The organism is Chitinophaga rupis (genome assembly GCF_900109685.1).
In the GTDB taxonomy this organism is placed as follows: Bacteria; Bacteroidota; Bacteroidia; order Chitinophagales; family Chitinophagaceae; genus Chitinophaga; species Chitinophaga rupis.
Map to the genome: position 1 here is coordinate 44,271 of NZ_FOBB01000003.1, position 17,513 is coordinate 61,783.

At 47.1% G+C, this 17,513-nt stretch carries 7 protein-coding genes; all 7 read right to left on the reverse strand.

What is annotated here, in order from left to right; all coding sequences use genetic code 11:
- Positions 1 to 24: 24 nt before the first annotated feature.
- Complete coding sequence (locus BMZ54_RS13320; RefSeq protein ID WP_089912094.1) at positions 25 to 3,549, reverse strand: hypothetical protein; 3,525 nt, start codon at positions 3,547 to 3,549, stop codon at positions 25 to 27.
- Positions 3,550 to 3,555: 6 nt separating this feature from the next.
- Positions 3,556 to 4,050, reverse strand: a complete 495-nt coding sequence (locus BMZ54_RS13325; protein WP_089912097.1) for a hypothetical protein — start codon at positions 4,048 to 4,050, stop codon at positions 3,556 to 3,558.
- A gap of 26 nt (positions 4,051 to 4,076) precedes the next feature.
- Entirely contained in the window at positions 4,077 to 9,695 is a 5,619-nt protein-coding gene (locus BMZ54_RS13330; RefSeq protein ID WP_089912099.1) for a PA14 domain-containing protein, read from the reverse strand.
- A gap of 54 nt (positions 9,696 to 9,749) precedes the next feature.
- Positions 9,750 to 10,838 carry a hypothetical protein gene (locus BMZ54_RS13335; RefSeq protein ID WP_143081004.1) on the reverse strand — a complete coding sequence of 363 codons (1,089 nt, stop codon included), beginning with the start codon at positions 10,836 to 10,838 and terminating at the stop codon, positions 9,750 to 9,752.
- Positions 10,839 to 10,848: 10 nt separating this feature from the next.
- Positions 10,849 to 12,900, reverse strand: a complete 2,052-nt coding sequence (locus BMZ54_RS13340) for a hypothetical protein (protein ID WP_143081005.1) — start codon at positions 12,898 to 12,900, stop codon at positions 10,849 to 10,851.
- A 428-nt stretch (positions 12,901 to 13,328) separates the two neighbouring features.
- The gene (locus BMZ54_RS13345) at positions 13,329 to 14,513 is read right to left on the reverse strand and encodes a hypothetical protein (protein WP_143081006.1); all 1,185 of its coding nucleotides are present in this window, start codon (positions 14,511 to 14,513) and stop codon (positions 13,329 to 13,331) included.
- A gap of 165 nt (positions 14,514 to 14,678) precedes the next feature.
- Positions 14,679 to 17,459, reverse strand: coding sequence for a TonB-dependent receptor (locus BMZ54_RS13350; protein WP_089912112.1), 2,781 nt, complete (start codon positions 17,457 to 17,459; stop codon positions 14,679 to 14,681).
- Positions 17,460 to 17,513 lie beyond the last annotated feature (54 nt).

Here is a 17,513-nt window from a genome sequence, read left to right on the forward strand (position 1 = left end):
AAAAATATCCTGCGTGTTTGCATATCAGTTACCGGTGTTTGCAGCGTCGTCTTTAATGAAAGCGTTTCTTGTTTCCTTAATTGTTTTCACGCCTCTTTCTGTTTCCTTTTTCACACGTGTCAGCGTACCATCATCATCATATTCATAAAAAGTTGCGTAGTTATTTTCATCCAGCTCCGCCATCAGCCGCATGTTTTTCGGATCATAGACATAGGACTTCATATTAGCGTTATAGGGATGAATGCGGATATCATCAAAATAGGCGGTAGCATCGCCAGTGGCCTGCAGTATTAGCGACAGTGTATCTGTACCTGCCGGTAAGTCTACCACCTGCTCATAACGCTGCCAGCCATCTATAATACTACCGGATGGTTTGGCTATAACGGTTGTATTACCGGCGCCACTTACTATCAGTGTGATCTGGTTGCCGGTATAGGCGGTACATTTGCAATCCTGCGATTCTTTTACCCATGCGCTGAGCAATATCTTTTTGCCTGCGAGCGGCGAGAAAGAAGGCAGCAGCACACTGGTATTGGCACGCACACTTTTTAATACCGGTGAAGGACTACAGGTATTACCGCCCTGGTTAAAGGATGGATTGGTTAACGCCATATCTGTAGCGGACACCGGCACCTTTATGCCGATGCTGTCGCCATCCTGTTTGCGGATGCGCAGGCTATAGCGGCCTGTATGCCATTGTGTACTATCCAGACGGACTTCCGTACCTGGCAGATAAAACCGGCGGCCGGTAGCACAGCCCTGATCACAGCTGCTGCCGTAACCATAATCTTCAAAACCATCAAATGCAATTTCCCGGTAATGACTATTCTGTGCGATGGCTACCGGTGCAGCGTCATCATAACCGTATAAACCACTGTTGTAACGGCCAAATGCATCCCTATTTTCCAGCTCAAAGCCTTTTTTATTAAATATGGTAACTTCTGAGTTCCATACCCAGCGAGTGGTGTCTACCGGCTGGGAGGTCCATCGACTGGTTTGTTTTTTCCAGAAAGCAGAAAAGTCATTAAAGGCACCGTCATGGCGTATGTCTGTTGCCGATGGTGCGGGATCCGACTGTTCACGCAGGCCATAGTAATCATAAGAGCGTACCGGGCGCCAGTTGCCTAACAAGCCGTATGCATAAGGGTTTACACTGGTATCGGTTATAGCGCTGTAGCAGGTTATTACGTAAGGCGCCAGCACAATGGTTATATCGTCTTCAATAGGCTGATGACAGATGTCTGCGCTGATCTTCACATGGTAGTTACCTCCAGTACCACTGGTTACCGGCTTCAGCACCGGGTTTTGGGTGGTATCGAAAATATTACCGTCCGGGTCCTTCCATTCATACCTGATGGCTGTTGTGGGCAGGTTAATTACTTTAAAGTGGATCTCATCTCCCAGGCAGTATTGCGGTTTATCTGAAGAGGCTACCTGCGCGGTGGCAAAATCTATTACCTTGATGGTTTGCACTGCTGCTGCACCACATTCATCTTCTACCCTTACATCGTAATTAAGATTTTTCTTTAGCGTATAGGTGCCACCGGATGATGCCGTACTGAACTTACCAGTGGTGTTAGTGGCGAGGAAAGGCCCTGTGGCACCCTGGCCGGCAGCTGCCAACCTGTAGGTATACACACCGGTGGCTGCTTTACTGCCGTTAATGGCTACTGCGGTTATGTTACCGGAGTCTTCCGGCAGGCCCGGACATACCCACCCCAGGGAATGGTTAACGTCTATGGCTAATGGACGGTATATGAACGTAGCTGATTGCATATTCACATCATTACCCGGATAAGAATAATCATACACACCGGATCCGTTAGCGCCAATTGCAATTTTATATTCTCCTTCCAAAGGCAAGAGCAGTGAAGCGCCTTCTGCTATTATTCTGCCATCAAATGCGCCGGGGCCCTGGGTTATTTTGAAATAAACCGGCAGGCTTTCATCCTGGTACATAGCGGTGCCGGAGGGCGTTATTTTCAGGCCGGTACAGGTTTGCTCTTCTGTAAAACTCCAGGTATAGCGGTAAACATCTCTTTCCTCCACGAGAACGGGCAGGTCATAAGTTCCACATTCGTCTGTGATCCTGAAAGTATAATTACCCGGATAGAAATTATATCCGTTAGACGGTTTGAGCGCAAAATAATAGTCGTTGGGATACCCCTCCGATACTATCTCAGAAAAGATATAATTAGAGGGTGTAAGCAATTGTACATGGGTACCTCCGCTAAAATTGCCAGTAGTCTTATTGAGCTGGAAATAAATCGCGCCATCATTACCATAAGCACCAGCGTTATTATATTTATAAACCGTATATGGATTAGCGTTATTGGGGGCAGATACCTGCCAGTTAGGATTATTTACTATCTGGTAACCATCTTTTGTTGTAATAGTAACAGTATAGCTGCCATAGGGAAGGCCTTTAATGATACGGCTTTGATTTATAACGCCTACTGTATCATACCAAATAGCATTGGTGCTGTTATTCTTTATTGTTGTATAAACCGGGAGGCAAATATTCAGGTTTGGGTCAGGATAAATATAATAGGTAGCATCAAAATTCAGGGCACAATGTGGGGTATATCCCAGGGGTGCATAGGGTGCTGGCAGTACAAGCGAAACCGGCGTTTCCTGCCCGCAGGGCGTTTGTATGTAAAACGTAAGCGCTTTGCCGTAGCTATCCTTAAAAGTTTGTCCTGCAGGCAATGTAATGGCATCCGTGTTAGAGGAGATCATTTGCTTATATGGTTGTTTGGCGCCGCCGTTATAAGCTATTGTATATTTTAATGGTGTATCAAAGTTTGTATATGTAGAATAAAAGGGACTGTTAGAATAGAAAGCCGGTACGCTTACAATAAACTGGTTACAGCCTATCATCGTTAGAGAACCAGTGTATACATCTCCTGCCGGTAACACCGGCAGCTCTTCAATAACCACTGTTTGCGTGGCTGCTGTAGCGCCGCAGGCGTCCGTAATGACCATCGTATAACTTCCCTTTGGTAAGCTGTCAATGGTCAGGTTACCATTTACTGTAAAGGCGGTACGCCCTGTATAAGCGGATGGTTTGGCGGTGATGCTTATGCTGTAAGGCAGCTTACCATTTGCCAGGGATACCAGCACCTGCCCGGTGCTGCAGCTGTTAAGCGTAAGGCGTTGCTGCGTGGCTGCTGCCGTAAAAGGGATATAATTGCCCGGCACTGTAATGGTATAGGAAACCGATACTGCGGCACCATTACATACACCTTCTGCGATGGCCCGGTATTGCCCGGCCGGTACGTTTTCAAATACTGCAGAAGTATTAGGCGATACAGAATAACCACCCCCGCTAAGTGGCTGCAGGCTGTATAGTATATTAGTAATGGAGCCTGCATCCGCACCGGTAAGGGAAGTTGTGATACTTCCGTTTGCCGCACAGGTGGAGGCAGTGGCGGTGGCTGTAAGCCCCCAGCTACACTGGGCCCGCAAACCGGTGGCTGATAGTGTAAGCACCAGCACTGCTACCAGGAAAGCTATATACCTATTGTTACTATGAAAGTTCTGTGTCATTGGATCCTATGATTTTTTCCGGTAGTAACAGGTATATACCTGTTTTACAGCCTGATTCCTGTTATTGTCTTTATAAAAAGATGCCGGCAACAGCAGCACCAGCTCCGATGTTTCCTGTAAACGGTAAGTGTAGGTAATTCCCGGCGCAGGTGGCTGCGCAGCTGATTGCTGCTGCGGAACTGCGCGCTGGAATACCAGCACTCCCTTGCCCTGCAACATATATTTTCCCGATTCTGTACTGTTCTTCCGCTTTATAACAAAATCATGCTCCAGCAGCTGCAGCTGTTGTGGCACCAAACCGCTTACCTTATCTGCATCAGCCGGTAAAGTGATAGTTTTTTCTTCCAGCAGCTGGTTACCCTGCTGACTGAATACCTGCATCTCCACCTTTATAAGCTGCCACTCTCCTTTTAAGCCGGCGGCATCTGATGCCTGCTGTGCATACAGGCTGCCACAGCTCAGCACTGCTACCAGCGCCATTACTATCTTTTGTAAACGCATATATCTGAGTTTTTCCATTTTACAGTTTATTGTTCGTACGCGCAGGTGATCTTTTGCTTTTTACGGTCCTGCACCTGCCAGTTCTGCTTGTACTCTGTAACCGTTGCGTTAATGATCTTTGAGTTCTTATCAATGACCAGGTTGTACTTTCCACCTGTTTTCACCAGCGGATTTACCAGCATATTAACAGAGCCTACCGCTGCAGCCGGCATGTTCTTTCTGCCAGAGCGTACTACCTTCAACGTTACATCGTTACCGGTGAACGGCGCTCCTTCCTGATCCATAAAGAACAGGTTGGGCGTATTGCCATTCAGGGCATTGGCATCTACCACCCATATTTTACCGGTACCCGGGAAAGTGGCCAGGTCAGGAGCACAGGCGCTGCCGCTTACCTTATTTTTTGTGTAAATGAGTATTTCATCGCCGGAAGCAAAATAATCCGCCACCGGAACATCACTGGTGATCTTACCTTCCAGGATGTTCACATGGTCCAGGGAAACGTTAATATTCTTATAGGCCCCGCTCATACCGTCATATACCCAGCCTGCCGGGTAGTTGAATGCGTAAATGGGATCCCCGTATTCATTCTGGGCAGATGTTAACAGCACATCTCCTGTTTCTCCATCATACAGCAGGTTATGGGTAGTTACTTTACTGCCTTTGTCTGAGGTAAGCACACTATCCAGTATACCATGGCGGGTAATAACTTTAGTAGCTGCTGCTGAGCGGAACAGGGTTTCCTCTGACTGGGGAAGGCCCAGGAAAGATACCGCACCTAATACCGGTGGAATGGCAAAAGAGAAAATATCTCCATTGGCGCTGGCATTGGCGCCAATGCTCAGAAAATACTGTTCCCGCATATCCATCATCAGCTCCATATCCTTCCCTATCTGCGCGAGGGTATCTATCTCGCCCTGCGCATTCATAGTAAGTACAGTGTTATTCAGGTGTTTTATTTCGTCATTCAGGTTATCTACGTGGTAGTAATTCTCCGTGTAAGAAATAGGGTTTATACTGTCTGTTTCAGGGTACACAGCATGTGATTTAGGTTTGCCGTGCATATCATTCAGCTCCACTTTAAACCCCTGGCTCATTACCAGGTAATTGGCTGCATTAAAACGCAGGAAGGTGGCCAGCTTGGGTTTATACGTCAGCTTGGTTTGCTTATCCAGCAAAGAGTGTTCTGTAATAACGGGAAAATCGTACGCGGTAAAAAAGCAGGTTTCTTCAAAGCCGCTGGCTGAGCGGGTATTCTTTGAATGAATAGACTTTGTGCGTACTTTACTATACCCCACTGATGCGCCGGGGAAAAATGCTTCGCCCAAAGGCTGCTCTACATATCCCATGTTAGTGGGCGCCAGCGGTGCTGCCTGGTCTTTATATTCTATAGGCAGGTGCCAGGGGTTTTCCTCTCCGCCCATAATAGGCTCATAAGCCGCTACGCCGCTGCTGATCTCTGTATTCACACCATTGATCTTTTTGCTGGTGGTGTATTTATATTCTGTGCCGTATACGGATTCTTTTTCTTTCTGCCCGGTCATGTTCTTCCAGTTGTCATAGATCATAATACGTTTTACGCGCAGGCCACCTCCATACTTTTTATAACCAGGGCTGTTTAATCTTACGAAGCTGCGGCTCAGATCCGCATCCCGCGCCCATCCATTATTGCGGGCAGTACCATCGTAGCTGCTTAAGGCATTTTTAATATTATCTGCAAGGGAGAACAATACTTTTATACCATCTGCAAGGTCCAGGTTATCACCTACATCAGATCCCGGATAGGCTTTGGATGGCAGGTTTAAGCGCAGGAACTGTATTGCTGCTTTGGCAAGCGGGCTTAAGCTGCCACCGGGACTACCCTTGGTATCAATGCCCTGCAGCTTTACCCAGATGGTGTTACTATTAATAATGCCATATGCATCTTTCTCCAGCCGTGCATAACAGGGTACAAACTCGTTCCCTTTACCAAATTTATCTGCAGGCATTCTTACATTCAGCCGGAAATACATGGTATCATTACCTTCCAGGTACTTGCGGTATACTTCTGCTTTAGAGCTAACCGGCTGCGGCACATGAATGGCTACATACAGGTTATCATTATTTCCGCTGTACAAGCGATTACTAATATTTCCTGCAGAAGGCACCCCTGATGAAAAACCGGCTATGCTTAACATCTGCGTTGCACGTTTATTCTGCACATAGGCATAGTCGTCGCTTTCATAAGTGATCTTCATACGTCCGCCCGAAGGCAGCACAATGGAATCCAGTGTCCAGGCTGCGGCGTTCTTGGCTGCTGCTGTACTATCCTGCAAAGCATAGGGATACTCTGCATTGGTAATAAGGTTAGACGCTGAAGATCCGGGATTCTGCAATGGGTCTTTATAAGTACCCCAACGGTCATATGATTTGGTATTATAACCGGGATTGTTGCTGTTGTAGTTAAATACGTAAGCATTCTTACGTCCTTTATTATTACCGTTATAAGTAAACCATACGCGCTTCAGCGTGAGCTTGCCACCGTTGTTCTTGGGTGCATTTATGCCCTGGCATAGCTCATAGGTATAGTCAAAGTGTACGGTTTTTACCGGCCTGGCATTAGTTCCATACCGCAGAAAATCGGCTTTTGTGTACAGGTTAATTTCTTCCAGCCTTTTAGCTACATGGCTGGCGGTATCCTTGTTGCCATTTTCATCAATCGGCACCAGGTCGTTCCGGTCGGCTACCTTGAAGGTGGCGATCATATTTTTGGATTCAATGGAGTTCAGGTACCACAGCTCCTTTTCACCATACACATAACTGCCTTTATCATCGCGCGTGTCTGTTTTCAGGCCTTCATTAAAATTAGCAGTGCTGGCATAAGGCGTCCGCCATTTAAAGGGATTGCCCACCCCGGCTATTTTTGTATAATTGAATTTAATGGCGTCTCCCAGGTCATCACCGGAGATACCATTCCCAGTTACATCTACATAATCCGGGGAAACAATACCTGTTAGCAGGAAAGAGTGTGCATAAGCGGGTATTTCCTCACTGTTAAAATAGTTGTCGTTCCCATTGGTGTTACCGGTGGTATTATCTGATCCCGGGTTATAGGTAACTGTACCTTCTGCTGCATTTCCATTCTCATGTTTAACAGAGAAGGTGGTTTCCTTTTGTTTCAGGTTATATACCGGTAAGCCATACACGTACCTTTTTCCATCGGCATTTAACACATCTATTTCAGATATGTGGTTGCTTTTGCGGAAACTGTTCACTCTTTTTTCCCGGTACAGTATATTGCTTATTACGCTGAAGGTATCTGCTTTTGGCATTTCATACAGGTACTCTGTGGGTATGAACTGCCTGGGCTGCCCGGGATATTCCCAGGCCAGTGTCATCATCACATGACCGCCGTTCTGGTAATACTCCAGCTTCACATCATACATTTGCCCGGCTTCCAGGTACACTGCTTCACCATTATTGGTATAGTTGGAATGATCGTCCCAGTATGCAAGCAGGGGTTTATTATTCAGGAACAGCCTTACACCATCATCACTTTCTGTGGAAAATATATATTTGCCGCTTACGGGGGCTTTAATACGGCCGGTCCAGCGTACAGAAAATTCCGTATTCAGCTGTGCGGCACCGGAGGGCAGGTTCAGGTTGATGTTATAAGGGGAGCCTCCGTCCTTATTAAAACGGATCGAGGGATCTACCCGGCTAAACATGTAGTTCCTTAGCTCCTTCCCGTTGAAATAATCTCCGCGTAATCCTTTACCAGGGCCGCTATTCTCACCATCCGGCAAAGTATTATCACAATTCTGTAATGCGTACTGGTTGGTCCTGTAATTTTCAATATACTTATTCAACCCTACAGTGCCGGCTTCTGCTGCTGAGAGGTAAGAAATAACCTGGGTCCTTTTATCACGTACCTGCCGCGTGGCTGCATTGGCGGTGAGCTTCACATCTCCCAGCTTCTGACCATTTGCATATTTTGTTAAATAGTTAGTGGTACTGATAAAGGGTGAGTTATTGCCCGACTGGTAAAGCTTTGGTATCACCGTGTAGTCGCCGCCGATAGAGTCATAAAAAGCCCTTGTATTAATGGCTTTTTCACCGGGATTCCTGAAATAAACCGCCTCATAATTCTTACTGTTCCCTTTAAATGCAATGGTAGCTGCCAGCGGATTGGAGCCTTGCCAGGGACCGGTTAATGTGTTGGCATAAGTGTAATTAATGTCTATACCACCATGAAAAATATCCCCAAAACCGGCGTCTGCGCTAACACTCCCGGACTGGTCGTTGGTTTTCATGCGATGATCGTATACAAAACCTATATCGCCCCGGTAAGCCCGGAAAGAGCCACCGGTACCTTCCCCGGACATGGTAAAGATATCATACGTGTAGGCCGGTACTGCAATGTTGGGCACTTCCGGTTTGTTGCGGTAAGGAATTTCTTTTTCGCGGTTAAAGTCCAGCAGCGCGCCGGGGTTCCTTGATCCATTCTGATAGTTCAGGTAACCATATGCGGGCAGGTACAGGGTTCTGTCGCCTGCTGCAATCCACTGTTTGGAAATATAACCGCTGATAGACAAGCTAGGGTGCACTATTTTAGTTTCTGCGCCTGCTTTTAACGTTACCGTGTACATACGGCTGGTATAAGGCAGGTTGATAGTGGGCGTAAATGTTGGATAAGCGTAAGAAATATAACTTGAGAATACAGTGCTGGCGCCGGTTTGCCCTACCCAGGGCGCTACGGGGATACCATCTTCCGCGGATTCTTTTTTTGCATTCTTTATAGTATTCTCGTCTTTTACATATTGGGTGATGCCTGCTGAATATTGCAGGGCCTTCATTCCTGAGCGGGTGTTATAGGAAAGACTGGTAGAAACGCTGCCGCCATAACCGCCTTCTTCCTTCACATTTTTTTCCTGCAACGAATAGGATAAACTGGGTGATATTGTAAGCCCATCCTGTGAGCTGTTAGTGAGGGATAGCCCTGCACCTAAACTGCCCGCTGTACCGGAAGCTGCATTAATGCTGGCGCTGATGCCGGATTCAAGGCCAATACCCCTGTAAGAGTTATGCCGGATGCCTAATGAAGCGCCCAGGCTGAGCGGGAAACCCAGGATCTCTATATCACCGGCTGCTGTTACACCAATGGTTTTATTTTCCTTAACCGTGGCTGTTTTCACAATAGAGTCAACGCCGTTGAAATCATCCGGCAGGCCCCGCATGTTACGGGTAATGGTACCGGGGTTAATGTTCCAGCCCAGACCCACCCAACTGGCTTCCTGGTCCATAGAAATACCGCTGCTGTAACCTAAGGCCACCGGGTAACCACCCACATCCAGCAAAGGGATATTGTAGGAAAAATCCCCGCTGAACAGGTCTACCATATTATCGTTACCCACGGAATGGAACGACTGGCTTTCGGGTTGTGTTGGCCCACCGATGCTCACTGCTTTGGCGGCTACCGGCACAACAGGCGGTGTAACAACCGGAGCGGTATTGAACAATACTCTTTCACTTCCTGTTCTTACATTGTTATGAAAAGCAGTATGGTCCGCACCCAGCGCACAGGAGGGGATCACCATTTCCAGGTAGATGAGGGCCAGCATGCCACACGCAATCGTTTTCTTCCCTTTTGCAACAAGAGCCAGTATCATTTCAGCGTTATTTTATAGGTATAAGGCGTTGCGCCAAATTTCTTTTTGTAATGATTAGTTTTCCCGGGTGTAAATGAATTTCATTTGCCAGTATTCATTGCGGGTATTGCGCAAGCGGAACAGGTAACTTTTACCGCTATCCAATCCTTTTCTTTTACTGAGCGGCACTTCCAGGCGGTTATCACCTGGTTTAATGGCTAACGTACCTTTATAAATGATGTTATTATTGTCTTCCAGAGCTACCAGCTCATACTGCACGGTACTGTCGCCGGTTTCATTCTTATACCCGCATTGCAGGCTGCTGCAGCTTACTACGTTACCATCCAGCTCCTTTCTCAGCTGTATATAGGCGCTGTTGTTATCCGTTGCCTTTTTCTGTATACCCTGTACGCGAAAGGTCCAAACCTCCGTTTGCGCGGAGAACAAATTACCATTGCGCGCTATTACGGACCAGGCATACTGTTTAGTGGTATCCAATGCTATAGCGCCTGCAGGATAATTCACAAACATATTCTTTAACCGGGGCGCCCTGTAAATGGCAATATTCTGCTGGATGGCTTCTGCTGCAGACTGCCCTTTGTGCACCTCTGTGAGGATCATCTCATAGTTCAGGTCATTGAACAGGTTTACCGGTGCAGGCGGCAGCCAGGTGAACTGCGGCAGCTTTGTTTCCACAACGCTTTGGTTAACCGGCGTATTTAACATAGGCGGACTTACCGGTTCTACGGTGAAGGGGATGCAGTCTTCACCCGGCTGATTACCGGTTTTATCATTTTCAACTATTAAAGTATAACAAGCCAGGTAATTGCCGGGGGGCAGCATACCATTCACACTCCTGTCTACTACGGCAGACAGGTATTCATACTGCACGGGCATTACATCCTTTACCTGCAGCTGCCGGCCGCCTTTGTTTAAGGCTATGCTGCGGGTAATACCGGTAAGCACCGGCTGATTGGTAGTGGCATCCATTAAACGCAGGGTTATCCTGGCATAGGCTATTTTGTCGGAAGCTGATACCAGCACTATATTCCATAGCTGCGCTTTCAACAGCACGCCTGCCGGTGGCAGCTGCACGGTCATGCTCACCTGGGCGCTTACACGTAGTGACAGCAAGAATAATATCAGGCATAGGGATCGTTTCATAGTATCCTGTTTAAAATATCTTGGTATAGGTTAATCGTCCTGTTTTATTGGCTACCAGCTGCCGGTTAACACCTGGTACAAATCCTTTGTCCGCCATCAATGCTATCTCTCCAACCTTAGGCACATTCACTCTTGCATTTGCAGTATAGCCAGTTTGCTGCAGGTTATATTGCGTTTGATAATTGTATTTTATTCCGCCGCCTACTTCCAGCCAGGAAGTGATCCTGTACTGAAGATTGCCGTCTGCGCCATACAATGCATAATCCTGGTTGGTGGCGGATGACAGGCTTCCATTCACCGTAAACTTTCCCAGGAACACCGTATGGTTCAGCATCAAATTGGTACTGTTGAAATACACAAAGCTGCTATCTGTCTGGTGGTTATAGAACCGGGTACCGGAGAAGATAGTGTTCATGCTAATGCCCCTGTATTCGTAGAAATAGCTGGCTGTTCCAACCATTGTGTAGAACAGGTTCTCTATGAACTTACCTTCTCCCAGCTTCATGAGCTGAGAGCTGGGAAAATAGCCAACAGACACTACGGGCCAGCGCCGGCGGCGGAAAGTGGCCTGCACGCTTTTGAAAACGGTGCTGCTCCTGTAGCTGGCGTTATCCAATATGCTGGTGTACACATTTTGACGCAGGGAAGCGGTGATCATTAACTGCTGTTTAAAAAAGGGCTGATCTGCCTTTAGCAGCCACCCGGTTTGCGACGCCCCGGTGGAGTACAGGCTGAAGGACTGGAAATTAGCCCCCATCCGCTTATACATAGCGCTGAGGCGTGTGCCCGTAACCGGTATGAACGAGTTTGCGGTTACTGCAAATGCTTCATTGGAATGATCATTAAAAGACAGCATGCTGTTGCCTGCTCCCTGATCATGCGTACTACGCATGTAGTAAGGCATGGAGGACTTGGCTACCTCCCCGGTCATATAATGATCTTTGTTCAGCTGCCAGCGGCCTTCCAATGCCAGCCCCATGATGTGATAATCCGGTTTGGTGGTATTACTGCTGTCTGTATTAAAGTTATAGACCTGTTTTTTACCTGTGTAAAAAGAGAGGATAATGTTATTACCTTCCTTCATGCCGGTACCTACCCGCACCATATTCAGGTACTGGCTGATGCGGTTATCATTCACTACAAAATCCCGGAAGCGGTAATCTACCGCGCCTGTAGCTACCGCTACATAATATGAAGGATTATACTCTGCCTGGAAACCGGTAATGCTAATGTTCTTAGCGGTAAGCTCAGAATAATCTACCATTGTTCTGCCAACGCCTACTGATCTTACCGCCAGTAAAGTGCGGTATCCTTTAGGCAGAATAGTGTCCGGCAGATTAAGGGCTTCCAGGTTATTGGCCAACTCCCTGTTATTACGGCTATTTATGAGCACATCTGTAAGCTGTTGCCTGCGTGTTGCAAAGAGCTGCTGTTTTTCCCGGTACAGCTGCTGCCATTTAGCCAGCTGCTGCTGCAGAGAGTCAATACGTTTTGCATTTTCTGTATACCCGTCCTTTATGCGCTGTAGAGCAGTATCTGCCTTTCCAGGCTGCAGGCTATCTGACGGCAGCTTCCCATGTAATGAATCTTTTGCACGGCCATACAATTCCCTTTCCCTGGCCTCTACCAGCTGTTGGATCCGGGAAGGCCCTACAGACCAATCTTTCAGGCGGTTTATTTCATTCACCTTATCTGCTATACGCTTTTTGATAGTATCCAGCTCCCCCCACTGCTGCAGCTGCCCGGCATCCCACTTTTGCGCTTTTTGCAGCAGGGCGTTCTTAAAATCACGGTTGGTGTACTGCAGGTTCATACCGGTAATATTCCTGAACAGGGAAGAATTTCCCTGCTGGGTGCTAAACGCTACCCGTAAAGGATACTGGTCCTTTACTGTAATATCCAGGTACGTTTGCAGCGTATGCTGGTACAGGTCTTTCTCCAGGTAAGGCGTATCTGCATTTGACTGGTAATACAGATCATACATTACGTTGCCATGCACTACCAGAAAGGGTTTGCGCTGCGGCGGAATGCTTACCTGCGTGGGTATAACCCAGCCGTGCATACGAATTCCCTTAACGCCGTTGTAAGGTAACGGGTATGGAGGAATGGGCACCACCAACATTGATTTACATCCTGTACGTGTGAGAAAATAAGTACTGTCCACCATTTGCGGTCCTTTTTCAGGCACCGTATCGTAGGCGGTTATGTAAGCTTCCCCGGGGGGAGCCTGGGCTATTGTATGTTTACTTATTACAACCAGGTAACAAAAACAAAGTAATAGCGTTTTCGCACATAGGCATTGTACTCCAGTATCAAACACTTGTATAGGGACGTTATTATGGTTAACGGGGCGCAATATAAAACGGCCTAAACAATAATTTTTATTTTTTTCTTGCGGGAAAAAATCATATAAAATACGTATTATAATTATTTAATATGATGGTTTATACAAAGGTTAGGTTTATGTTTTATTATGGGGTGTGGATCTCCTTACCAATACACCACTCCCCCACTTAACAAATACCACTTCCCCGTTTTTTTATCCTGCAACACCCTTACTTCGTTCTGGAAATCATGCTGTAACCGGAAAGTATCTATAGCGCCATCTTTTATATTCATAGAAACAGCCTTGTCATTTTCTGCAAAAAAGTAAAACCTGTTATTCAACCTGAAGTACCGTTCTGAAGCCGTTTTAAGACTGTCTATAGTGTATTTAACTGAATCATTCTGCGGATTGTAACACAGCAGCGTTTTATAATCAGTGCTCATGGACATCGCTAACCTTGAGAGAGTAGGATTTGATGATAAGATCACCAATACATTTGCATCATCTATCTTGCAAATGTCATACACCTTAGTGTTGAATGTGTGATAAAACAGGCGGCGGCCACCGGCTTTGCTGATCACTTCAAAAACACTATCATGCTTTACCAGGAAACGGTCTTTAAAATTCAGGCTGGCGATCTGGTCATACATTGTGCCTGCAGCGGCTATCCTCTTTTTCCATAACACGTTCATAGCCGTATCTATGCAATAAAGCTCACTGCTGTCTGGTGTTACTTTTACAGATGCCACCAGGTTGGATGAATAAGATACCGGAAGGGATATGTTGTTCTGGATGTACAAACTGTTACCTGTTTCATGTGGCCGGTAAAGCAGCTTCGTGCTATCTTTCATACTAAGCACTGAAAAACCGTTGCCGCTGTAAGTGGAGTAGGCTATATCATTTATTACCACCATACTTGTCCAGTCGCCGCTGTATATAAATCTTTCATTGTATACAGTATCCAGCTTTTTTGTAAAGATGTTTACCCTCTTGAAATAGTCGTTTTCGAAATATAACAGGTAATCATTGCAGTGATCTATTCCAAAATAAAAACTGCCATCTTTATTCGGCCAGGGGAAATAACCATAATCCTTTTTAGTGTTTAAATCGTGTAAATGGAATCTCGCATTCTGCCGTGTGATCTTATCAAAAACTTCACTGATCAAAAATCCGTTTGATACTTCAATAGCTCCATAATGTACATTGTGAAAATCGTCCAGTATCATAGAGTCGCGCACATCGGACAGGAACTCCTGCTGTAGCGGGTGTGAAGGCATTTCCTTTGTTAGGTACATGCAGCCTGAAAGCAGGCAGGAAATAAGCAGGCAGGAAATAGAAAATAGTTTCATAGGTGATTGGCGGCCGATGCCACAATTTACAGTAAAATTATAATAATATATATCCCGGGAGCCGCCGCGGTTTGTGCCTGCATCATGCATAGTAAACAAAAACACGGATCATAAAGACATTATCATCTTTACGATCCGTGTTAAATTATTCTTTCTTCTTATCTTCTACAAATTCAGCTCCAGCCTCGCAAACAAAAACCTCCCATTATACCCAAACTGTGTAGCGCGGCGGCTATACAGGAACTGGCCATTGGTAGTATTGGCAGGGTTTTCCACTTTCTCCGGGTAAATATCAAACACATTATTAGAACCGATGCTGAGCTTTATAGCCGGTGTGAATTTATACCCTACGGCTACATCTGTTACCACACGCGGATCAAATGTCTGGAAAAAAGCGGGATCATTAGTGGCTTCTTCTACGCTGCCAAAGTATACATTGCGCACAAATACATTAAAACGTTTAATGTTGTACGTTAGGGTAAGGTTGATCTTTTCACGCGGCACACTTCTTTCCAGGTAAATGCGGCTGGCGCGGCTGAAGTAAATATTTTCCTTGCCTGCCAGCTTTGCGGATGCTTTGATATCGCCCACCTGCTGGGTGTAAGAATAAGTACCGGCTAAGTCTGCACGGAAGCTGCCGGCGCCTAAACGGGTACCGTAGGTCAGCACCAGGTCCACCCCTCTTGTTTCAGAGTTGATAGCGTTGGCAAAAAATGCAGCACGGTTGGCGTTAGCGAGTGAAAGCAGCTGGTAGATCTCTTTATCAACCGGCGAAGCGCCGGGTGCATTGCTTCCGGAGAACTGATCGGTATATACAATGCGGTCGTTGATGCGGGTGTAATAACCATCTACTGTTAAGTTAAACTTCCCAAAAGCGCCAGTAAAACCAGCGCTCAGGCTTTTGGATTTCTCCGGTTTCAGCTGTGGAATGCCCAGCAGCTGTGCGGGACGGCTATCATTGGTGAAGGTGCCTACTTCATACGGCAGCCCATCTACGAAAAGTGTAGAGGTGCTGGAATAAAAACGCTGGTGCAAGGATGGTGCACGGAAACCGGTACTGCCGGATGCGCGCAACGCAGTTTTCTCACTCAGCTTGTAACGGGCTGTCAGCTTGCCATTCAGCGTAGAGCCGAAATCGTTATAGTTCTCAAAACGTAAGGCGCCGCCTAACAGGAATGCGCTGCTGAAATTGGCTTCTACATCCGCATAACCTGCAATGGAGCTGCGGGAAGTATTCACTGCATTCTCCGGGCGGAAGCCGGGAAACACCTGCGCGCCACCGGCTCTCGCAGTGCCATCGGGCCCGAATTTAGTATTTATTGCGCCCTTCGGATCAGGTACCAGGATATCCTTACCATCTGCACCCACGCCTATTTTAGTAGCACGGCCATAATCGGTGTAGGAATTTTCTGCGCCTGCTTCCAGCTTGTAATTTTCAAAACGGTATTCTCCGCCAAAGGCTACATCCAGGCCTGCCAGCACATCAAAACGCTGAGAGAAATCCAGGTTGGTGGTGTTCTGCGTGAACACAGGTCCGCCGGCGCTAAAGCGTGTAGGCGATGCTTTTTCCAGCGAAGCGTTCAGGGAGTTCTCCACGCTGAAAATAAACTGGTTCTGCCCAAAGGTATTACTTACATCTACTTTCCACTTACCCAGGTTACCCCGGATGCCAAAGGCCAGCGACTTATCATAAATATCAGAATGGATCTCCGGTAAAAATCCCAGCGGGTAAATGTCCAGCACATTGCGGCTATCGCTGGGCAGGCGGTACACACCGGCTGCCTGGCCATTGCGGTAGCCCAGGCCGCCGAACAAATAAAACTCCGCTTCATTTTCCATGGGTACGCTGGCATTTACAAATAATTGCCCGCTGCGTAATTTGGACTGGCCTACCCGCATGCGGATATCATCGCGGGTAATGTTATTGGCTACCAGAAAGGAATCTGTTTTGTCTACTGCTCCGGGATAGGTGCGGTATATAGGGCCCTGCCAGGGGCCGGAGCGGTTGGTGTAGTTGCGGTAATCATAAGAACCGCCAAAGTTAATGAAGCCGCCACGCTCCCCTACCGGTATACCATAGTTTACGGCAGTTTGCACCGTTTGCCCGTCAATGTTATCAACCGATTTATCCGTTACATTGGCGCCGGTGGTAACGCTTACGTTTAAACGATTTACGCTGTTCTTAAGAATGATGTTGATAACGCCGGCAATAGCATCAGAGCCATATTGCGCAGCGGCGCCATCGCGCAGTATTTCAATACGGTCAATGGCGGCTGTGGGAATGGCATTCATATCCGTGCCTACAGCGCCGCGGCCGAATGTTCCATTTACATTCACCAGCGCGGTATTATAGCGGCGCTTGCCATTTACCAGCACCAGCACCTGGTCCGGACCAAGGCCGCGCAGGGATGCGGGATCAATATGATCTGTGCCATCTGCTACTGTTTGTGTACCGGAGCTAAATGAGGGCGCCACATAGTTCAGGATCTGGTTAATGGATACCTGTGGCGCATCGGCGGCTACCCGTTTAATGTCTATTACATCTACGGGCACCGGGGTTTCTGTTTGCGTGCGCGGTAAAGTGCGGTTGCCCAGTACTACCAGCTCATTCATAGTTGTGCTGGCCGGCAGCTTAAAATCCAGCTGCGTTGTTTGTCCTGCAGTTACCGTAACAGGCTGCCGCTGTGTAGCATAACCTACATAACTAACAATAACGGTGTAACTGCCGGGGGTGATGCTCAGCGTATAAGCACCGGATGCATTCGTATATCCGCCTTTGTTAGTACGTTCTACCTGAACGGTAGCACCTGCTAATGGTGCGCGGCCGTCTGTGACAGTACCCTGGATAGTGCCGGTTTGCGCCTTTACGATCATAATATGAGTGAGCAGGCAGGTTAACAGCAATAAAGTGGGTTTCAACCTAAGAGTGGTCAGTGGGTTTTTCATATGCTACAGATTTTGGTTACTTTAAAATACGAATAAAAACGTTTAGTGGTTGCC

Excerpts from the sequence above, each read along its gene's own strand:
- BMZ54_RS13320 (WP_089912094.1), bottom strand. The coding sequence starts at position 3,549 with ATGACACAGAACTTTCATAGTAACAATAGGTATATAGCTTTCCTGGTA.
- BMZ54_RS13325 (WP_089912097.1), bottom strand. The coding sequence starts at position 4,050 with ATGCGTTTACAAAAGATAGTAATGGCGCTGGTAGCAGTGCTGAGCTGT.
- BMZ54_RS13330 (WP_089912099.1), bottom strand. The coding sequence starts at position 9,695 with ATGATACTGGCTCTTGTTGCAAAAGGGAAGAAAACGATTGCGTGTGGC.
- BMZ54_RS13335 (WP_143081004.1), bottom strand. The coding sequence starts at position 10,838 with ATGAAACGATCCCTATGCCTGATATTATTCTTGCTGTCACTACGTGTA.
- BMZ54_RS13340 (WP_143081005.1), bottom strand. The coding sequence starts at position 12,900 with ATGCACGGCTGGGTTATACCCACGCAGGTAAGCATTCCGCCGCAGCGC.
- BMZ54_RS13345 (WP_143081006.1), bottom strand. The coding sequence starts at position 14,513 with ATGAAACTATTTTCTATTTCCTGCCTGCTTATTTCCTGCCTGCTTTCA.
- BMZ54_RS13350 (WP_089912112.1), bottom strand. The coding sequence starts at position 17,459 with ATGAAAAACCCACTGACCACTCTTAGGTTGAAACCCACTTTATTGCTG.